At 33.9% G+C, this 18,772-nt stretch carries 13 protein-coding genes; 10 read left to right on the forward strand and 3 right to left on the reverse strand.

Annotated features, from left to right (window positions below; genetic code table 11):
* The first annotated feature begins 190 nt into the window (after window positions 1–190).
* Window positions 191–1,162, forward strand: coding sequence for a solanesyl diphosphate synthase (gene sds, locus CYAN10605_RS10015; protein WP_015219826.1), 972 nt, complete (start codon window positions 191–193; stop codon window positions 1,160–1,162).
* 436 nt (window positions 1,163–1,598) lie between these two features.
* Here sds and CYAN10605_RS10020 read toward each other — a convergent pair whose 3' ends face one another.
* Window positions 1,599–2,573 (reverse strand): ABC transporter substrate-binding protein, encoded by a 975-nt coding sequence (locus tag CYAN10605_RS10020; protein ID WP_015219827.1) that lies wholly within the window; start codon window positions 2,571–2,573, stop codon window positions 1,599–1,601.
* 699 nt (window positions 2,574–3,272) lie between these two features.
* On the opposite strand from CYAN10605_RS10020, the gene CYAN10605_RS10025 reads away from it, so the two are divergent.
* The 4 genes from CYAN10605_RS10025 (at window position 3,273) to CYAN10605_RS10040 (ending at window position 8,866) form a co-directional block, all read left to right on the forward strand.
* Window positions 3,273–4,298: a FecCD family ABC transporter permease gene (locus CYAN10605_RS10025; protein WP_015219828.1), complete on the forward strand. Its 1,026-nt coding sequence runs from the start codon at window positions 3,273–3,275 to the stop codon at window positions 4,296–4,298.
* Between the two features lie 75 nt (window positions 4,299–4,373).
* Window positions 4,374–5,159, forward strand: coding sequence for an ABC transporter ATP-binding protein (locus CYAN10605_RS10030; RefSeq protein ID WP_015219829.1), 786 nt, complete (start codon window positions 4,374–4,376; stop codon window positions 5,157–5,159).
* 68 nt (window positions 5,160–5,227) lie between these two features.
* Window positions 5,228–7,852, forward strand: coding sequence for a TonB-dependent hemoglobin/transferrin/lactoferrin family receptor (locus CYAN10605_RS10035; RefSeq protein WP_015219830.1), 2,625 nt, complete (start codon window positions 5,228–5,230; stop codon window positions 7,850–7,852).
* 102 nt (window positions 7,853–7,954) lie between these two features.
* A complete protein-coding gene (locus CYAN10605_RS10040) occupies window positions 7,955–8,866 on the forward strand; it encodes an ABC transporter substrate-binding protein (protein WP_015219831.1) in 912 nt (303 codons plus the stop codon).
* Window positions 8,867–9,018: 152 nt separating this feature from the next.
* On the opposite strand, the gene CYAN10605_RS10045 is transcribed toward CYAN10605_RS10040, so the two are convergent.
* Entirely contained in the window at window positions 9,019–10,017 is a 999-nt protein-coding gene (locus tag CYAN10605_RS10045) for a ferredoxin family protein (protein ID WP_015219832.1), read from the reverse strand.
* A gap of 253 nt (window positions 10,018–10,270) precedes the next feature.
* On the opposite strand from CYAN10605_RS10045, the gene CYAN10605_RS10050 reads away from it, so the two are divergent.
* From CYAN10605_RS10050 to CYAN10605_RS10070, 5 genes are all read left to right on the forward strand, one after another.
* Window positions 10,271–11,263 (forward strand): helix-turn-helix transcriptional regulator, encoded by a 993-nt coding sequence (locus tag CYAN10605_RS10050; RefSeq protein ID WP_015219833.1) that lies wholly within the window; start codon window positions 10,271–10,273, stop codon window positions 11,261–11,263.
* 346 nt (window positions 11,264–11,609) lie between these two features.
* Window positions 11,610–12,608, forward strand: a complete 999-nt coding sequence (locus CYAN10605_RS17850; RefSeq protein WP_015219834.1) for a helix-turn-helix transcriptional regulator — start codon at window positions 11,610–11,612, stop codon at window positions 12,606–12,608.
* Between the two features lie 340 nt (window positions 12,609–12,948).
* Window positions 12,949–15,504 carry a TonB-dependent receptor domain-containing protein gene (locus CYAN10605_RS10060; RefSeq protein ID WP_015219835.1) on the forward strand — a complete coding sequence of 852 codons (2,556 nt, stop codon included), beginning with the start codon at window positions 12,949–12,951 and terminating at the stop codon, window positions 15,502–15,504.
* Window positions 15,505–15,896: 392 nt separating this feature from the next.
* Window positions 15,897–16,841 carry an ABC transporter substrate-binding protein gene (locus CYAN10605_RS10065; RefSeq protein ID WP_015219836.1) on the forward strand — a complete coding sequence of 315 codons (945 nt, stop codon included), beginning with the start codon at window positions 15,897–15,899 and terminating at the stop codon, window positions 16,839–16,841.
* A gap of 126 nt (window positions 16,842–16,967) precedes the next feature.
* Window positions 16,968–17,315: a nucleotidyltransferase domain-containing protein gene (locus CYAN10605_RS10070; RefSeq protein ID WP_015219837.1), complete on the forward strand. Its 348-nt coding sequence runs from the start codon at window positions 16,968–16,970 to the stop codon at window positions 17,313–17,315.
* A gap of 85 nt (window positions 17,316–17,400) precedes the next feature.
* Here the strand turns inward: CYAN10605_RS10070 and CYAN10605_RS10075 are convergent, their stop codons facing one another.
* The gene (locus tag CYAN10605_RS10075; protein WP_015219838.1) at window positions 17,401–18,705 is read right to left on the reverse strand and encodes a tetratricopeptide repeat protein; all 1,305 of its coding nucleotides are present in this window, start codon (window positions 18,703–18,705) and stop codon (window positions 17,401–17,403) included.
* Between the last annotated feature and the right edge of the window lie 67 nt (window positions 18,706–18,772).

The following is an 18,772-nucleotide window of genomic DNA, read 5'->3' on the forward strand; positions in this document are numbered from 1 at the left end:
AAAAATGGGGAAAAATAAAAAAAAAATTACAAATCCTCAAAACATTATTATATAAGCATTTCCACCATAGTAGCACTAAAAAAAACAAGAAAAAATCTTGTTAAGTAGATCTAACAGGGGAAACCATAGCTTAAAATAACAATAAGATATGTAAACTTTCGTAAACTATTTTTAGCTATTCTACTCATCAATGACAACTGCAACCTCGATATTCACCCCTGTAGAAAAAGACTTATCAATTCTGATTGATAACTTAACCAGCCTAGTTCAAGCCCAACATCCCATCTTAGGGGCGGCGGCAGAGCATTTATTCACGGCTGGTGGAAAAAGAATTCGTCCCGCTATTGTGCTATTAGTATCAAGAGCAACAATGAAAGGAGATGACTTAACTCCTCGTCATCGTCGTTTAGCAGAAATAACAGAAATGATTCATACTGCCAGTTTAGTTCATGATGATGTAGTAGATGAAGCAGAGTTAAGAAGACAAGTAGCAACCGTCAATAGTTTATTTGGTAATCGTGTAGCAGTATTAGCTGGGGACTTTCTTTTTGCGCAGTCTTCATGGTATTTGGCTAATTTAGATAATCTACAGGTAGTCAAGCTATTGTCAGAGGTAATTAGGGATTTTGCAGAAGGGGAAATTCAACAAGGTTTAAGTTGTTTTGACACTAATGTTAGTTTAGAAAAATATTTACAGAAAAGTTATTTTAAAACAGCTTCTTTGATTGCCAATAGTGCAAAAGCCGCCGCTATATTGAGTGATGCAGGAGAAGGAATTGCAAATCAAATTTATAGTTACGGACGTAATATCGGTTTAGCTTTTCAAATAGTAGATGATATTCTTGACTTTACCTCTCCTACAGAAGTATTGGGTAAACCAGCAGGTTCAGATTTAGCCTGTGGTAATTTAACTGCCCCTGTATTATTTGCTATGGAAGAAAAACCTTCCCTTAGTATCCTTATTGAGAGGGAATTCAGTGAAGAAGGAGATTTAGATCAGGCTTTAGCTTTAGTTTACGATAGTAACGGTATTGAAAAAGCGAGAGATTTAGCACATCAGCATAGTCAGTTAGCCTTAAAAGAGTTGCAATATTTACCTTCTTGCCCTGCCACTGATTCTTTAAGAGAGCTAACAGATTACGTATTAAGTCGAATTAAGTAATTTATCAAAAAAACTTTGGACTCTATTACTTTGAATATGTAAATTATTAGTTAGGGTAGGCTGAAAGGCAAGAGGCAATAGGCAATAGGGGATTATTAAATAATAATTTATAAACTTTTAGTTTTTATTTTACTATAAACACTATTCAATAAAAGTTATGGGAGTTATTTTTTATTAATTTATCATAACCACACTCTGAAGAACCATAATTTATAGACTTTTATTTTACTATGAAAACTATTCAATAAATGTTATACAAGTTATTCTCTATCAATTTATCATAACCACTTTAGAACTGAAATCTTGCACAAGGATATTAATACTATAAAGCTAAATATTTAAAATCAATGTTAATGTTTTTTTATCAATTTTTATTACTTTTCCCTGTTTTGCACCTTTATCAGTCAAGATATGAGTATAAAAACTATTCTATTTTTTATTCCATTTTTTTGAATATAAAATTATCTAAATCATCTAATATTTTATGAGCGGCTAAAATACCACTTGAACTCGTCCAATGTGCATCACTTACTTGATAAATTTGTCCATTTTTTACTACTTCTAAATTCTGCCATAAAGGATGATTTAACCACTTTTCTTCCGATGCTTTTCCTTTTTCTCCTTGAGAACTATCTGTAAAATAAAATAAGTAATCTGCATCCAATAAAGGGATATTTTCGATCGCAATTTCGTCAGCAAAATCTTTTTTTTGTTGAGCAGGAGGGCGCTTTAATCCCAATTCTGCGACAATTTGCCCGGGAAATGATTGTTCATAGTAAAGACGGGTATTTCCTGCAATAAAACGCACTAAAGATACGGTGGGAGGATTATCTCCTAATTTCTCTTTGAATGTGGCTACTTTCTGCCCCCATTCCTGTAAAAGTTTTTCCGCTTCTGCTTCTTTGTTAACGGCTTGGGCATAGAGTTTTAAATTATCTTTCCATGTTACTCCAATAGTCTCCGAAAATACCGTAGGTGCGATCGCACTTAATTGGGGATATAATTGTTCTTGGCGCACCTTACTACCGATAATTAAATCAGGTTTGAGGGAAACGATTAACTCTAAATTAGGCTTAAATTCATCCCCAATCACCATAACATCGGTCATTTTATTTTCAATGTAATCATAAAAGGGATCTCCCTGCCAAGATTTTACTGCACCTATGGGCTTAACTCCCAATGCTAATAATATATCTGTACCTTCATTAGTGAGAATTATAACCCGTTGAGGATTTTCTACAACTTGGGTTACACCCATACTATGAGAGATAGACCTCATCTTTTCATCTTGGTTAATAGATGTTTTTTCGGATGACATCGTTACCGTTAAATCTTCGGTGGGGCTATAGTTACATCCAGTGAAAGTGAGAGAAAAGAAAATAATTGTTAAATAAAAAAATAAATATTTCATCGTTAATGGTGGGTAAGTTGGGAAACATAAAGTGTAACCCAACAATATGGTTATTCTCAAGCTATGAAATCAAAGAAATATTAGAAAAATGAAACTCAATAGAATCTATTTTACCGTCTTAATGAGATTCCATAATTCGACTGGTAGGCTCTACGAAACAAATCTTCTGCACTAACGGTTTGTATTTGAGTCATCAATCTTCCTTATATTTAACCTGAATTCGGGATAAATTTTTATCTATGAGTGGTGGCAAAAAGGGCAAGGGGCAAGGGGCAAGGGGCAAAGGAAAAATTAAGAATTAAGAATTAAGAACACTCATTACTTTCTTCTAAAACCTGAAATCTGAAACCTGACACCTCATCCCCTCATCCCCCCATCACCTAACTAACTCCGAACCCTTATCTGATATTCTTAAACCGAACTGAAGTTATATTTATAACTTTTATGATTTGAATTATAACTAAGTTGAAAATATTAATCAATATAATTGCATATTATTTGCAATAATTTAAAAAATCTGTTATAACCTTATCTAAGGTTTTGAAAGTCTTGTTCAGAAATAGATGATGCCATAGAAAACTATTGGACGCACACCAGAGGGAGCTTACAGGCTCTGCTCACTCCTAGCAGAGACAGTTCCTTTTATTTCTAAGGGATTTTCTGAACCTCTTTTATTATTCACTAAACAAAACTAAATTAATGGAGGCTAATTCTGTCGATTCGTCTATTCTCAAAGAAATACCTTCGGAGAATAGAAGAATATTAATAGTAATTATTTCTATTAGTTTAGGGCTACTAATTACTTTCTGCTTATCTTTGTCAATAGGCTCTGTTTCTCTCAGTTTAGAGGAAATTTATCAAGCACTATGGCATCGAGGGGCAGAGTTAAATCAAGTGATTGTCTGGGATTTACGCTTACCGCGCATCCTTGCGGCTTTTGTCGTGGGGTCTGCTTTAGGCACTTCTGGTGCGCTTTTGCAGGGAATGTTACGCAACTCTTTAGCTACTCCTTTTTTGTTGGGGATTTCTGCTGGTGCTGGTTTAGTAGTTGTGGTTCTGATTACCTTTGACTTATTCTTATTTCTCATACCTGTAGCTTCTTGGTTAGGGGCTGTTTTGACGACTATGTTAGTTTACTTTTTAGCACGGCAGAATAATGACATAAATGTAGAGCGTCTCATTCTTGGCGGTGTAGCGGTTTCTTCCCTTTTTGGTGCTATCCAAACTACTTTATTAATACTATCGGAGGATGGCAGGATTCAAAAAGCCTTAAACTGGATTGTCGGTAGTCTTAATGGACGAGGTTGGACAGAGTTAAATACTGCTACTCCTTATATTCTCATAGCTCTCATTATCGCTTGTTTGTTAGCTCGTTTTGTTAATGTTCTCAATTTGGGAGATGAGTTAGCGGTAGGGTTAGGGATTCCGTTGGCGCGATCGCGCTTATTAATTGGAGGCACGGCAACTCTATTGGCGGCGAGTGCTGTGAGTATAGCGGGTTTAATTGGATTTGTGGGCTTACTTGTACCCCATTCTATGCGGTTTTTACTCAAAAGTAATGACTATCGATTGTTGATTCCTTTATCGGCGGTGGGGGGTGCAATCGTACTATCATGGGCGGATTTGCTTTCCCGTATCGGTGCGGTGGAGTTACCTGTCGGTGCAGTAACTGCTTTGGTGGGTTCGCCTTTATTTGTTTGGTTGTTGTATAAACGCTCTTTTTGAGATTGGGGATAGGGTGATGAGGGGAGAGGGGGAAGTTGATTAATCATTTTTCATTTTTCATTCTTAATTCCTATCATGCCTTTAAATAGTTATAACCTGAGTGGTGGCTATGACAGTCGTGTTATTGTTCATCATCTCGATTTGGATTTACAACAGGGGGAATGGTTAAGTCTAGTGGGGGCGAATGGTTCGGGAAAATCTACTTTTCTCAAACTTTTGGCTCGGATTCTTCCTCCTATCACGGGGAAAGTTTTACTTGATGGTAAGGAAATTCATTGTTTGCCCCCTCAAACCGTAGCAAAACGTATCGCTATTTTACCTCAACAACAAATTATTCCCTCTGGTTTAACCGTACGACAATTAGTCAGTTTAGGGCGTACCCCCCATCAATCATGGTATCAGTGGGATTTAACAAAGTGCGATCGCATCGCTGTGAATGAAGCCTTAGCTCAAACTGAGTTAGAATCCTATGCTGATCGACCTGTATCTCAACTGTCAGGGGGGGAAAGACAAAGGGCTTTTTTAGCCCTAGCTTTAGCCCAAAATCCCCAAGTGTTGCTATTAGATGAACCGACTACCTATCTTGATATTCACTATCAATTACAACTGTTAGAACTGCTCAAACGACTTCATCTTGAGGGTTTAACCATCATTACCGTCTTACACGAAATTAACCTTGCCGCCCGATACAGCGATCGCATTGCTTTTATGCGACAGGGAAGATTATACACAGTGGGTGAAACTGAAGAAGTGTTAACGGAAACCAATATCGCCGAGGTTTTCAACGTAGAAGTAATGATTCTCAATACCCCCGTTGGGAAGCAAATTTGTCCTCTTACTCCTTCTTTAGCTGTTAGATGATGAGGGAAAAGGGTGAGAGGGGGAGGTTAATTACTAATTATTAATTCTTCATTATTAATTTTTTAACTATGTTAAAAACACAAATACAAATAATTAAATATACTTTATTAATACCTCTAATTTTTGTTACTATTGAGCCTGTAAAAGCAGAAAATAGACTAATTTTAAATAATCATAATAATTCTGTAATAGCTCAAAACAATGAAAACTTAGAAGAAATAACCGATATTATTTTTAATGAAGCAGAAACAGGATTAGAAATTACTATTTTAACCAAATCAGGTAAGTCATTAGTTCCCATTATTTTAACTGAAAATAATAACCTGATTATCGAATTATTAGAAGCAAAAATAAATTATGAATTAAACGAAATAAACCCCACAGCAAATATTACTCAAATTACCGCCACAACCGTTAACGATTCCTTCGTGAGAATGGTAATTACAGGTAAAAATAACACCATACCCCAAGCAGAGATTATTCCCACAGATAATAATTTAACCTTTGCCATAAGGGAAACTGATGCCACTACTGCTCAAAATTTCCCGGATATTAGTGACTTAACTATTACCATTACAGGCACTCGCACTCCCAGAAGATTACTTGATTCTAGTAGTTCCATCACCATAATTGATTCTCAACAGATAGAAAGACAATTAGTCCAAGATATTCGAGATTTAGTTCGATATGAGCCGGGGGTATCTGTGGGGAGAAACGCCAATCGCTTTGGTAATCAAGATTTCAACATTAGGGGAATTGACGGTAATCGGGTTTTACTGCAAGTTGATGGTATTCGTGTACCAGATAACTATGTCGGTAGAGGTAGAGATTATTTCAACTTAGAGACTATCAAAAGAGTGGAAATTATTAAAGGTCCTGCTTCCGCTTTATACGGTAGTGATGCCATTGGGGGTGTGGTTTCTTTTATCACAAAAGACCCTCAAGACTATTTAGATACTTTCGGTAATTCTTTTTATACCAGTGGACAAGTTACCTATGATACTGCGGATGAAAGCGTATCGGTGACAGGGGTTATTGCTGGAGAAGATGAGGAGGGTAAATTACAATTTTCTACCGTTGCCACCTATTCAGGAGGTTCAGCATTAAAGACTGCTTCAGGGGTGCAAGTTAATCCCCAAGATATTACTGATTATAGTATTACCAGTAAGTTAGTTTATAATTTTGATGACAATAATAGCTTAAAACTAACAGGGGAATTTTTACAAGGAACAACGGACACTATTATCTTAAATGAAATTGGCACAACTCCTTTTAATGTTCGTCCTCCTAATCTAGTATTTTTCGATCGCCAAAATGTCACTGCTACTGATACTCGTAATCGTAACCGTTTTAGCTTAGATTATAACTATGAAAATGAAACGGGATGGTTACAAAATCTCAACGCTAAATTTTACTATCAAAATGCGGAGATTAAAGAAGAAAAAATCTCGGAGGGTATTCAACAAAGTTTCGGGAGAGGCAGACCTAGTTTTATTCCTGTGGTACGAGACGAAGTAAATAAATTTGAGCAGGATGTCATCGGCGGTGAGGTACAATTACAAAGTGATTTTATGACGGGTAGTGCTTCCCATCGCCTAGTTTATGGTTTAGAGGTGTTTAACACTAGCACTTCTCGCCCTAGAGATAATACTTTAATTTTTCCTGATGGTAGTATTAGTAAGTTTGTGATAGGAGAAGAGTTTCCCAATAAAACTTTTCCTGATACGGATACTTTAAGATTAGGGTTATATGTACAAGATGAGATTGAAATAGGTCAGTTTTCTATTATTCCGGGGATTCGTTGGGATTATTTCAGTTTAAATGCTAATGAAGATGATGATTTTCGCCGTATCAATGTGGATAACTTTAAGGTAGAAAATCGTAATGATTCGGCATTTTCTCCCAAAATTGGGATTGTTTATAAGCCTACTCCTGAATTAGCTTTATATGGGCAGTATGCAAGGGGTTTTCGCAGTCCTCCTTATGATGACGCTAATATCGGTTTTACTAATTTTGCCTTTGGTTATGCAGTGTTACCCAATGCTAATTTAAAGCCTGAGACAAGCAATAGTTTTGAAATAGGTATTCGAGGCGCTTATCCTTCTATTGATTTTAGTCTGGCTGGATTTTACAACGATTATCAAGATTTTATTGATAATGTTAGTGTTGGCACTCGTGAAAGTGATGGTTTTTCTCTTTTTCAAAGTCAAAATATCGACAGTGCAGAAATTTATGGTGTGGAAGCAAAAGCGGAATATTTCTTTAACCCCACTAGAGAAGATGGTGTCAGTATTATTGCTAGTTTAGCTTGGGCTGAGGGAAATAATGATTCAGGCAGTGGCTCAGTACCTTTGAACTCTGTTAATCCTTTTGAGGCGGTATTGGGGTTGCGTTATAAAGCTCCTGAAGATAGATGGGGTACTGATTTAATTGGTACTTTTGTCTCGGCAAAAAATAGGAGTCGCATTGATGGGGATGATTTATTTGCGCCCAATGGTTATTTTTTATTGGATTTGTTGGGTTATTACAATTTCTCTAAAAATGCTTCTTTGAATGTGGGTTTATTCAATCTCTTTAACTCAGAATACTACGTTTGGTCAGATGTTCGGGGTTTAACTAATGATGATCCTAATTTAAAGCGTTTTGCTCCTCCGGGGTTTAATGCGGCTGTTAATTTTGTTTTCCGTTTTTGACTGGTTTAATAGACATCGACTGAGTTACAAGCAAGATGCCTGTTTCACCATAGGAAGATGATAATTGTTTATTTTTTAATTTTTAATTTTTTGGTTTTTATTATGAAAAATTCAATCGCATCTCAATTAATTTTAAAATTATCTCTAGTGTTTCTCTTCGGTTTAAGTATCAATGGTTGCACTAATCCGACTAATACTACAACTAATAATAATTCCCAAGAGATAATTAGTAAGCAAGAGCCAATTAGTCAAGCGGAGCGAGTGGTTGCCCTTACTTCCCTTAGTGCGGATATAATTCATCAGTTAGATGCTTCTAAGTTGGTGGGGGTTGCAGGTAGCAGTTTAATTAAACAAGATCCCCGTTTTCAAGATATTACAACTGTAAGTGAAGGGCGATCGCAGCCTGATTTGGAAAAGATAATGGAGCTGAAGCCTGATTTGGTAGTGGGTGCAGATGGTTTTAGTGATCAAACTTTGGCTAAATTAGAGGAGTTGGGAGTTAATACTGTTTCCACAAAAGTTGATAGTTGGTTGGCTCTACAGGATACCATTAAAATCTTAGCAGGTGCGATCGATGCTGATCCACAACCGTTATTAGATAGTTATCAAAGTTTATTACCCGCAAAGTTAGAGTCAAATATTTCCACGTTGGTTTTAGTGAGTCGTCAGCCGATTTTAGCTCCGAATAAAAATAGTTGGACGGGAGATTTATTAACTCAATTTAAGGTTAATAATGTGGTAGCAGATTTACAGGGAAGTGGTCAATTTAGTGGATATGTGACCCTTTCTCCTGAAAAAATCTTAGAGACAAATCCCGAGGTAATTATTATAGTTGATCCTGCTAGAGAAGGAATTTTAGAACAGTTGAAACAAGAGGATTTTTGGAGTGAATTAAATGCAGTAAAGCGCGATCGTATTTATACTTTTGACTATTATGGCTTAGTTAATCCGGGCAGTATGGCAAAAGTGAAAGATACCTTAACACAATTGGCACAATTAACACAAAATGATTAAGGAGAGAAAGAAAGCAGGGTTTTTTCAAAGTCAGGGCAAAATTATCTTGCCCTCACCCCCAACCCCTCTCCCGCAGTAGAGGGGAGCGTTTTTTCTTAATAATTGATTAATTAATATTTAAAAACTCCTGTATCTGTTGCTATTTATTAGTTTCAAAAATTGACATTAAGTTGATATTGTTTAACAGGAAATAACTCATTGTTACCCGATTTAGCCAATGTCAATATTTCTTTTTTGGCTTCTAATTTTCCTTTACGAGTAATTACTTTTTGAGTTTCTAATTCTAAATAACTTATTTCAATTTCAGCCCAATTTGGCTCTTCTTCTTCTTCGTTTTCTACTTTTTCTTGTGCAATAACTCTACCTGTTTTTGGATAAGTTAACCATTTTTTGCCTATTTCTTGCCACAATTTAGCTTCAAAAATTTGTTCTAAATATGATACCCCACTCCAGCCTCGATAATAAGGACGCAATTTGTTAATATCTTCTGGGGAATTAATTAATGTTTCTAATATTTCTAAGTTTAAATGTCCCCAATATCTACCACTGGGAAAGTCAATTAAAGTTGGTGCAAAACGATGGCCGCCAATATGACTACAACGCCATACTCTCAAATTTTCATCGCTATATTCTTTTCTCAATTTTTCATAAATAGGATAACCAAAACGACTACAGGCTACATCTACATTGCCATGAGTACAAACTAAAATTTCTCTGATATTATCTGAATTTTTTCTATATGTTTCAAATTCATCCAGATTTGATGATGTAATTAAGCTAATAGCTAAGTCGTTGATTTTATCAAGGGGTAAGAGATATTCTCTTTTTTCTAGGTTAGTAAATAATTCCCCCGGGCGATAATAATAAATTACACGGGTTAAGCCTTTTTCTGAGTATATTTTATCAGGTGCGATCGCGCTTAGACGAAATTTATTTAATTTTCCCTGAGAGATTAATTCAGACATGAGAGAAACGAAGGGTTTTAATTCTTCTCTGCTAGTCCAGAATTTGGCTTCCCATGGTTGAGGTAATTCCATCATTAACCATTGATCATAGCATCCAGCACTCCCTAATGGGTCTTCGCCATTATTTTGGGAGACAAGGTTACAAAATTGGCACTCATCTAGGGTTAAAGGTGATTCTAACAACATAAACTACTTCCCTTATTTTTCGATCGCATCTTTAATGATGCACTTTTTAGTAAAATTTTGCAATAACTATATTATATATAGCAATCAGAAATTATTTATGAAAAGATGAGAGAAGCAGAGTATATTTTTATGCTTTAGGAAAAATTATGAGGGAGGAGAATAACATTTACAAGTCGGATAGTATCCAATATTCTAAATTTAATTTATAATTACTAGCAATTAAAGATAGTGGTAATAATAGAAATTATCGATAATGACCATCAAGTTTGACAATCATGAGTTAAAAAAGTTATCTCAACAATATACTTCCACCATCAACCCTAATTTAATTAAGGATAAGTGCGATCGCACTTATTTAGCCCCTGAATGGCTAGGAAAAGGATATAAAAGAGAGATTGTATTACGTAACGGAATTTCATTAATTATTCATAATTACCAACTATTTGAAAATGTCATCATTGATAATCGAGAAAATATAGATGAAACTTTAGAGATTGCTTTTAAATTGAGTTTGCCCCAGTACATTCCACCCAATATTAATATTAGTGTAAAAGACGGATTTTGCTATGTAATTGGCAAAAATAATGAAGGAGATATATGGCAGGAATTAGCAAATATTCCTTCTAAAGCAGTAGATATTCACTTAAACGAATCTTTAGTAGAATCGTTAATTAATGATTATGATGACAGTTTACCCCAAAGTTTAAAACCTTTTTTTCTTGGTAATAATAATCTACCTGTTTCCTTACCGCAAATTATTTCACCTCAAATGAAAATGGTAATTTCACAAATTATAAATTGTTCTTTTCAAGGTATAACAAAACAAATATATTTAGAAGCAAAAACGCTGGAATTATTAGCTTTAAAAATTAATAGTTTAAGACAAATTGAACAGGTAAAACAAATCAAAATTAAACTAAAAAAAGAGGATATAGAAGCAATATATCATGCTGAAAAAATTATAGTTGATAACTATAACAATCCACCATCTTTAATAGAATTATCTCGTCAAGTGGGCATTAACACTCGTAAATTAAAAGAGGGTTTTCGACAAATATTTCATACTACGGTATTTGATTATTTATATCATTATCGAATGAATTTAGCTCAGAATTTGCTCAAAAAACAGAAAAATGTAGGGGTTGTTGCTCAAACAATTGGTTATGCCAGTGCCACCTCATTTAATGCCGCTTTTCAAAAACAATTCGGCGTTACTCCTAAACTTTTTCAATTAGCTCATCGTTAAACAATGAATTTTAGCTCTATCACTTCTCGTCGTGTAAATTATTAGTGTTTGGTAGGCAAACCCCTCTGTGTCTCCCCTTAAAAGGGGAGAAGGGCAAGAGGGGATTATTAAATAAGAATTAATGGAAAACATTAGTCTATGAATTTTAGCTAATTTTTAACTAAATCCAATTATTATTTCAGCTTTCTGGGAATAGATTTTAAATCTAAACATAATCAATTTATCTACTCTTTTTGTCTATAATTAGCTATTTTAACGCTAATATCAGAGTCTTCAACTCAGGTGAGTTAATACAAAAAATGGTATTTCGATAATTTTTTATACTTTAATTTTAAATTTTTGAATCATGACAATTAATCTTTCTAGCCTAGATTTTTGGGATTTATTAGAAAACTACACCCTTGCTGAAAATCCGCAATCATTTAATGATGAAAATACAGAAATAACAATGTTATATCCTCCTTTATTAGGTGAGGGTTATAAACAACATATTTGGTTAAATAGCGGAATAAAATTAACCATTCATAGTTATCAATTAAATCAAGATTTAATTATAGATAATAGCAATGAAGAAACGGATTGTATTGAATTTGCTTTTAAATTAAAGTCTGATTGTCAGATTAATAACCATTATTTTAATTTTAATAAATATTCTTATATTATTGGCAAACATCGTCAAGGTGCGATCGTAAAATATCAAGGAAATAGTGTAAATAAAGGAGTTGATATTCATTTAGATATGAATAAGTTTTCTGATTTTTTAGAAAATAGTTACGAACAAAATTTTCCTCCTTGTCTCAAGTCAATTTTATCACAAGAACAAAAAAACTTTTCCTTAAGTTATCCTTTAAAATTCAGTTCCGCTATAGAATTAGTGATCAAACAAATTATTAATTGCCCTTATCAAGGATTAATTAAAAATATTTATTTAGAAGGTAAATCTTTAGAATTAATTGCTTTATATTTTGATTTATTAACTAAGTGCGATCGCCCTTATTTTTCTCAAACATCTTCATTTAATTCTAGTGATGTGGAGGCAATTTATCAAGCAAAAGAAATCATCGAAAAAAATTTTGATAATCCTCCTACTTTATCTGATTTAGCACAACAGGTAAGATTAAGTAATCGTAAATTAGAACAAGGTTTTCATCAAGTATTTAACACCACAGTATTCGGTTATTTACGTCAATATCGTTTAAAAATAGCTGGAGAATTACTAAGAGAAAAAAAGACGAATATTTCTCTAATTTCTTCTCTTGTGGGTTATAGTAGTCATAGTGCATTCACAAAGGCTTTTCAGAAACAATTTGGTGTGACACCGAAAATTTATCAGCTACTATCCTAATTAATCAGATGGATTAACCAGAAACAATACTTGAAATTTAGATCAAAATTGATGTTTAGCTATAATTCACCAACTCAATTTAATCCGCTTTTAATTAATGGCTAAAGCCATCACTACAAACCTCATGAGTAAAGATAATCAATGGCTAAAGGTATCACTACAAGCCTCATGAGCAAAGAAAAGTTCCTCTACAGCAAAAAAAAGTAATTTTCGAGCAAAAAAAGCCTATCAAAATTCTTTATCCTGTGATTTAAGAGTTATTGAGAACATTTTTTATTTACTCTGGTTTTATAAATATCGAAGATTGCGATATATTTCTTTAAAATTTTGGTGTGAAGGAATGAAAAAACAATTTTACTTTTTATCTTTGACAGGCTTAATGATTTTGGGTGCAAATCCCATGATAGTAAGAGCGGAAACTATTGATTCTGATTTGCGATCGAACCTTTTACTAGCTCAAGAAACGAAAATTATTACTATTAACAACATTTTTTTTGAACCCACAGAAACAGGATTACAAATTTTAGTCGAAAATGATTCTTCAGAACCCTTGCAACCGTTAATTTTTCCTAATGAGAATAACTTAGTTATTGAATTTTTAGAGACTCAACTAGGATTTGAGGGATTGCAACAGGAAAATATCAGCGAAGAAATTACCGCCATTACGGTAGAGCCTTTGGAGGGAAATGTAGTCAGAATGACCATTAAAGGCAAAAATCAAGCCCCTTCTGCTCAAATTATCCCTGCCGATGACAATAGTTTTATCTTATCTGTCACTCCAGTATCTGATTCCGATATTGCCACCAATCCAGAGGAAGAAGAAGAAACCATCGAATTAGTGGTAACAGCTAACCGTAGTGAAGAAGAAGTGGAAAATATACCTCGTTCTGTGACAATAATTAATCGTCCTCAAATTGAAGAACAAACAAATATTACCAACGATTTAAGAACTATTTTAGGGAATTTAGTCCCCGGTTTTGGCCCTCCTCCTAGTGAAAGCACTCCTCGCTCTATAATTCAAAATTTACGGGGAAGAAGTCCTTTAATTTTAATTGATGGTGTGCCGTTAACCTCCAATTATGGCTTAGATCGGGAATTAAGAACCATTGATCCTGATGTTATTGAGCGAATCGAAGTTGTACGAGGTCCGACAGCGATTTATGGCGGACAAGCCACAGGAGGTTTAATTAATATTATTACTCGTTTTCCCTCCCCTGAAACTTTGGAAACGGAATTATCCGCAGGTTTGGGTTTGTCTTTAACTCACCCCGGCGATAGTTTTTATAATCGGGTTGGGGGTTTGGTTTCTGGTACTTCTAAATCTGGAGAGGTAGATTATCTCTTATTTGTTAAACGGGAAGATAACGGTGCTTTTTTTGACGCTGAGGGCGATCGCATTCCTGAAACTAGCGGAGGAGGAGTTATCGATGCCACTGCTTACAGCATTCTTGCCAAAAGTGCCTTTTATTTTGATGAAAACCAAAAATTACAGTTAACTTTCAATTTCTATGATGGGAGGCAAGATACTAACTATATTTCAGACCCTGCCATTAGGAATATTGACGGCATTCAAAAAGCGAGGGCATTAAGAGTTAACTCTGACACAAAGGGAACAGATTTAGCCGGAGATCAAAATATTTTCGTTTCTGCTACCTACACCCATGATGATTTAATGGGTAGTAAAGCCCTAGCCCAAGTTTATTATCGTGATTATACCTCTATTGTAGGGGCGGGAGATTTTCGGGGAGGTTTCTTTGATGCGATCGTCCGTCAGAGAGCAACAGGTGACAAATGGGGGACAAGATTACAAATAGATACCCCTTTAACATTTATGGGAGGAGAATCTAACGTTGTTTGGGGTTTGGATTATGTGAAAGAGGACAATCAAGCACCCTTTGAAGTATTTGATCCCGTTTCTTTTGATAATAACGGCACTTTACGGAAAATTGATGAGCGAACTTTTGTACCACTGCATACTTTAGGACAATTAGGACTATTTGGACAAGTGCGCTGGGATGTTAACCCAAACTGGTTAATCAGTGGCGGATTGCGTCATGAGAGAATCGGTTTAGAAGTAGATGATTATACTACTTTTTCTGGTACAGCCATTAAGGGAGGAAACCTTGATTTTAACGCCACCGTATTTAATCTTGGTACTGTATATAAAATTACTGAACAATTCAATATCTTTGCTAGTTTTGCTCAAGGTTTTTCTGTACCTGCCTTTGGTGGTGTATTGCGTACTCCTCCCCCAGATTTCACCAATATTAATCAAAACTTACAGCTAACTGAACCTATCAAAGTCAATAACTATGAAATCGGTTTGCGAGGGCAATGGAATAATATTCAAGCCTCCATTTCAGGATTTTACAATACATCAGATTTAGGAGAAGACTATGCTTTTAATGATGGTGTTTCCCAATTAGTAAGAGCGCCTGAACGTATTTACGGCATAGAAGCCACCCTCGACACGCAACTTAACGATTATTGGTCATTGGGTGGTACATTTAGTTGGACTGAGGGAGAAAATGACGAAGATGATAACGGTAGTTATTTACCTATCTCTACTTTTCGCATTCAACCAATCAAATTAACGGGATATATTGAGCATCAAACTACCCCCAGTTGGAATAATCGCTTACAATTTCTTTATGTAGCAAACCGCGATCGAGCTTTTAAAGATGGCGTGGATGCAGTACCGGTTACAGATTATTTCACTGTAGATTATATTAGTAATGTCAAATTAGGACAAGGTACATTACAAATAGGTATTCAAAACTTATTCAATAATCAATATGCACCTGTGCAATCACAATTTTTAAGTGGTTTCAACGAAATCTTCAACGCCGCCGCTAGTGGTATTAATTTAAGGGTAGGTTACAAAATTAACTTTTAAAGTAGTATGATGGGGAATGAAGAGAAGGGGGGATGAGGGGATGAGAGGAAGGGGGGATAAGGGGAAGGAGGAAGGAGAGCTAGTTAGTATTTTTGAGATTTTTCCTAATCATTAATTTTTTACACAATATTTAACCTGAGTTCGGGATAAATTTTCATCTATGAATGATGGAGAAAAAAGGCAAGAGGCAAGAGGCAAACCCCCCTTATATCCCCCCTCGAGAGGGGGGAGGGCAAAGGAAAAATTAAGAATTAGGAATTAAAAACCCCGAACACTCATTATTTGTTACTCATTACTTTCTCTCAACACCTGCAACCTGCAACCTGAAACCTGACACCTACCCTTATCCAATATTCTTAAACCGAACTGAGGTTATTTAAGATTACTAGATCATGATAAAACTATTCTCTTTTCTCCTCTTTTTTAGCTTAATAATTCCCTTAAACAGTTGTCAAAAACAATCTTTAACTGTTGAGAATAATATAATCAATAATGATTACTTAATATCTGTTACTGATGCGTCTAATCATGAGCTCAAATTTAGTAAAATTCCTGAAAAAATAGTTTGTTTACATCTTAGTTGTATTGATATTTTAGCAGAATTAAATCATCCTCCCATCGCTGTGCATAATATGTTATTAAATTTAGCAAAAAGTGATATTTATTTCGGAGAAAAAGGTAAAAATATAATACCCATTTCGGGCTATGGAGAACCAAATTTAGAGCAGTTATTAAAACTTAAACCAGATTTAATTGTTGGACATCTAGCAGGATATAGTAGTCAAAGGAATACCTTAGATGCGATCGCACCTGTATTTTTAATTGAAATAGAAACCTACGAAGATGCGATCGATAATTTAGAAAAATTTGCTAATTTACTCAATAAAGATGAAGAATTTAAAGTTGCTAAAAATAAATTTACTGCTAAATTAGATAATTATAAAAAACAAGCTAATAATGAGAAAATTGTTTTGGTGACTAATGGATATAAAGGAAACTTTTTTATTGCCACTAAAGAATCATTATTAGGCTCAGTGCTAGACGAATTAACGAACTATCCTTGGTCAATTTCTGGGAATAATCCCAGTGCCATTAATTGGGTTAGTTTATCTTCAGAAGAAATTTTAACGATAAATCCTGATATTATTTTTGTTTTAGTAAAATCCCCTTCTTCAAATTTATTAGGAGATTTAAGAAAAGATAGTTTTTGGCAGGAATTAAAAGCAGTAAAAAATAATCAAGTTTATCCTTTAGAGGAAGAAAAAGTAGGAGGTTTAACTACAGGTACAAAATCATTATCTGCTTTTTTAGATCAAATTATGCCCCTGATTTATTAATTTTTTATTCTTTTTAGCTTGAATATTACTTATACAAGACAAAATATAACTATTAGTTTAAGTTATGGTCTAAAATTCTAATAGGGTGATGAGGTGATATGTGTTAATTCTTAATTCTTAAATTTTATGGAAAATTTGGATTTTCAAATAGCTAATGAATTTCGTTGTCGTCTCGAATCTATAACTCCTGTTGTCGATATGCGTATTTTTGGCTCACGTGCTAGGGGTGATGCACAACCTGATTCTGATTTAGATGTCTTTATTAAAGTTAATTTTTTAGATCGATCATTGCGAGAAATGATTTATGATTTAGCTTGGGAAATAGGATTTCAACATGATCGAATCATATCTACTTTTGTAGTTACAGAAGAACAAATTAAATATGGAGCAGTAGGGGCAAATCCCCTATTATCTCAAGTGATGAAAGAAAAGCCCATGATTACGGAGAAATGTTGCAGCCTGATTTACCTGTAACAGAAGAATTATTTAAACAGGCTGAAATTTTTGTAGGGGAAATAAAAATGTACTTAGAAAGAAAGTAGAAGGTTTAACCATATGATTATTTCGTCATTTTTAATTTAGCTATTTCTTGAGAACAAAGTTCATAAGAATCTTGATCTTGTTGTAACTCATAAACATAAGCTAAACTTGCTAATATATCTAAAACTTCGTCATGATTATGACCTAAAATTTTACCTTTAATCTGTAAAGCTCTTAAAAATAAAGTTTCAACTTCATTTAATAAAAATAATTCGGATTTTCTTAAATTTTCATAAGCTGAATTTTCCAAAGAATTAGCGACATAAAAATTATCTTGAGATAAATATTCTCGTTGTTTTTCTATCATTTTTTGGTACTCATTAGCAAAATCAAAATCTAACTCTTGATCTTCTTCTGTTAAAATATCTTCGATAGGATATAAGGTGGTATCAACATCAGGAACACTAAATACAATTCCTTTGATTCTTTTTTCGTGATATTCTCGATAATTATCTTGTATTTTTTTTAATTCTACCAATTCTTCGTGTTTGCTCTGCATTTGCAAATTAACTATTAAATTGTAACGTAAGTTGAATATTTGTGGATGAAAAGGATAGAACCTTTTTTCATATTCAGCAAGACTTTTTCTTAGTAATTTTTCGGCAGATTCATAATGAGTTAAATGATGTTTAGCTTCGGCTAAATTAATCATACAAGAAATAAATAAAGGATGAGACTCAGGCAGGTATTTTTGGCAAATTTCTAAGGATTCTGTTAAAACAACTTCTATATATTCTAACTCGGAAGATTCAGCACCAAAAAAATAACATTTATCAAATAAAGCTGAACCTATTTGCCATAAAAAATAAGCCAATTCTATGTCATTATCTGTTAAAGTACTATCACATATATGAAGAGCTTGAGCAAGAAATGCTGGAGCTTCTTGCTGAGTGCTAATAACACCTATTACTATCAAAGTTTGAACTATTTTGAGGCTATTTTGACCATATAATTGTTTTTGAATTGCTAATAACTTAAGATATAATTTTTTTGCTTCTGTAGCGTCTTGAAAAAAAGGATAATAAGTTTCTAAATAAGTAATAAAAGCTAAATTTTCTAAAATAAAAACTACTTCATGATTTTCCTCTCCTAATAGTGTTATTTTCGCTTCTAGTATCGAGTTAATAAGTTGTTTTGCTTCGTCATATTTTCTTTGATATAAATAAATTTTTGTTAAAGTATGGAGATTATTTTTTGTTTCATCCTGAGTAAAATCGGATAAGTTATTTGAGTTAGTAAAATAGTTTTGTAATTGATTTTCTAAGTTGATCAAATTACCCGTTAATTTAGCTTGAAATAAATCTTTTTTACTGATACTGACCATAGTTTTATTTGGAGTTTAACCATAGTTAATCTTTTCTCAGCATTTTACTTTATGAATTAGAAAACAA

It is taken from the genome of Cyanobacterium aponinum PCC 10605 (genome assembly GCF_000317675.1).
Taxonomy (GTDB): Bacteria; Cyanobacteriota; Cyanobacteriia; order Cyanobacteriales; family Cyanobacteriaceae; genus PCC-10605.

What these genes read in the sequence shown, in the direction of transcription:
- sds (WP_015219826.1), top strand. Translation starts at nt 191, where the DNA reads ATGACAACTGCAACCTCGATATTCACCCCTGTAGAAAAAGACTTATCA.
- CYAN10605_RS10020 (WP_015219827.1), bottom strand. Translation starts at nt 2,573, where the DNA reads ATGAAATATTTATTTTTTTATTTAACAATTATTTTCTTTTCTCTCACT.
- CYAN10605_RS10025 (WP_015219828.1), top strand. Translation starts at nt 3,273, where the DNA reads ATGGAGGCTAATTCTGTCGATTCGTCTATTCTCAAAGAAATACCTTCG.
- CYAN10605_RS10030 (WP_015219829.1), top strand. Translation starts at nt 4,374, where the DNA reads ATGCCTTTAAATAGTTATAACCTGAGTGGTGGCTATGACAGTCGTGTT.
- CYAN10605_RS10035 (WP_015219830.1), top strand. Translation starts at nt 5,228, where the DNA reads ATGTTAAAAACACAAATACAAATAATTAAATATACTTTATTAATACCT.
- CYAN10605_RS10040 (WP_015219831.1), top strand. Translation starts at nt 7,955, where the DNA reads ATGAAAAATTCAATCGCATCTCAATTAATTTTAAAATTATCTCTAGTG.
- CYAN10605_RS10045 (WP_015219832.1), bottom strand. Translation starts at nt 10,017, where the DNA reads ATGTTGTTAGAATCACCTTTAACCCTAGATGAGTGCCAATTTTGTAAC.
- CYAN10605_RS10050 (WP_015219833.1), top strand. Translation starts at nt 10,271, where the DNA reads ATGACCATCAAGTTTGACAATCATGAGTTAAAAAAGTTATCTCAACAA.
- CYAN10605_RS17850 (WP_015219834.1), top strand. Translation starts at nt 11,610, where the DNA reads ATGACAATTAATCTTTCTAGCCTAGATTTTTGGGATTTATTAGAAAAC.
- CYAN10605_RS10060 (WP_015219835.1), top strand. Translation starts at nt 12,949, where the DNA reads ATGAAAAAACAATTTTACTTTTTATCTTTGACAGGCTTAATGATTTTG.
- CYAN10605_RS10065 (WP_015219836.1), top strand. Translation starts at nt 15,897, where the DNA reads ATGATAAAACTATTCTCTTTTCTCCTCTTTTTTAGCTTAATAATTCCC.
- CYAN10605_RS10070 (WP_015219837.1), top strand. Translation starts at nt 16,968, where the DNA reads ATGGAAAATTTGGATTTTCAAATAGCTAATGAATTTCGTTGTCGTCTC.
- CYAN10605_RS10075 (WP_015219838.1), bottom strand. Translation starts at nt 18,705, where the DNA reads ATGGTCAGTATCAGTAAAAAAGATTTATTTCAAGCTAAATTAACGGGT.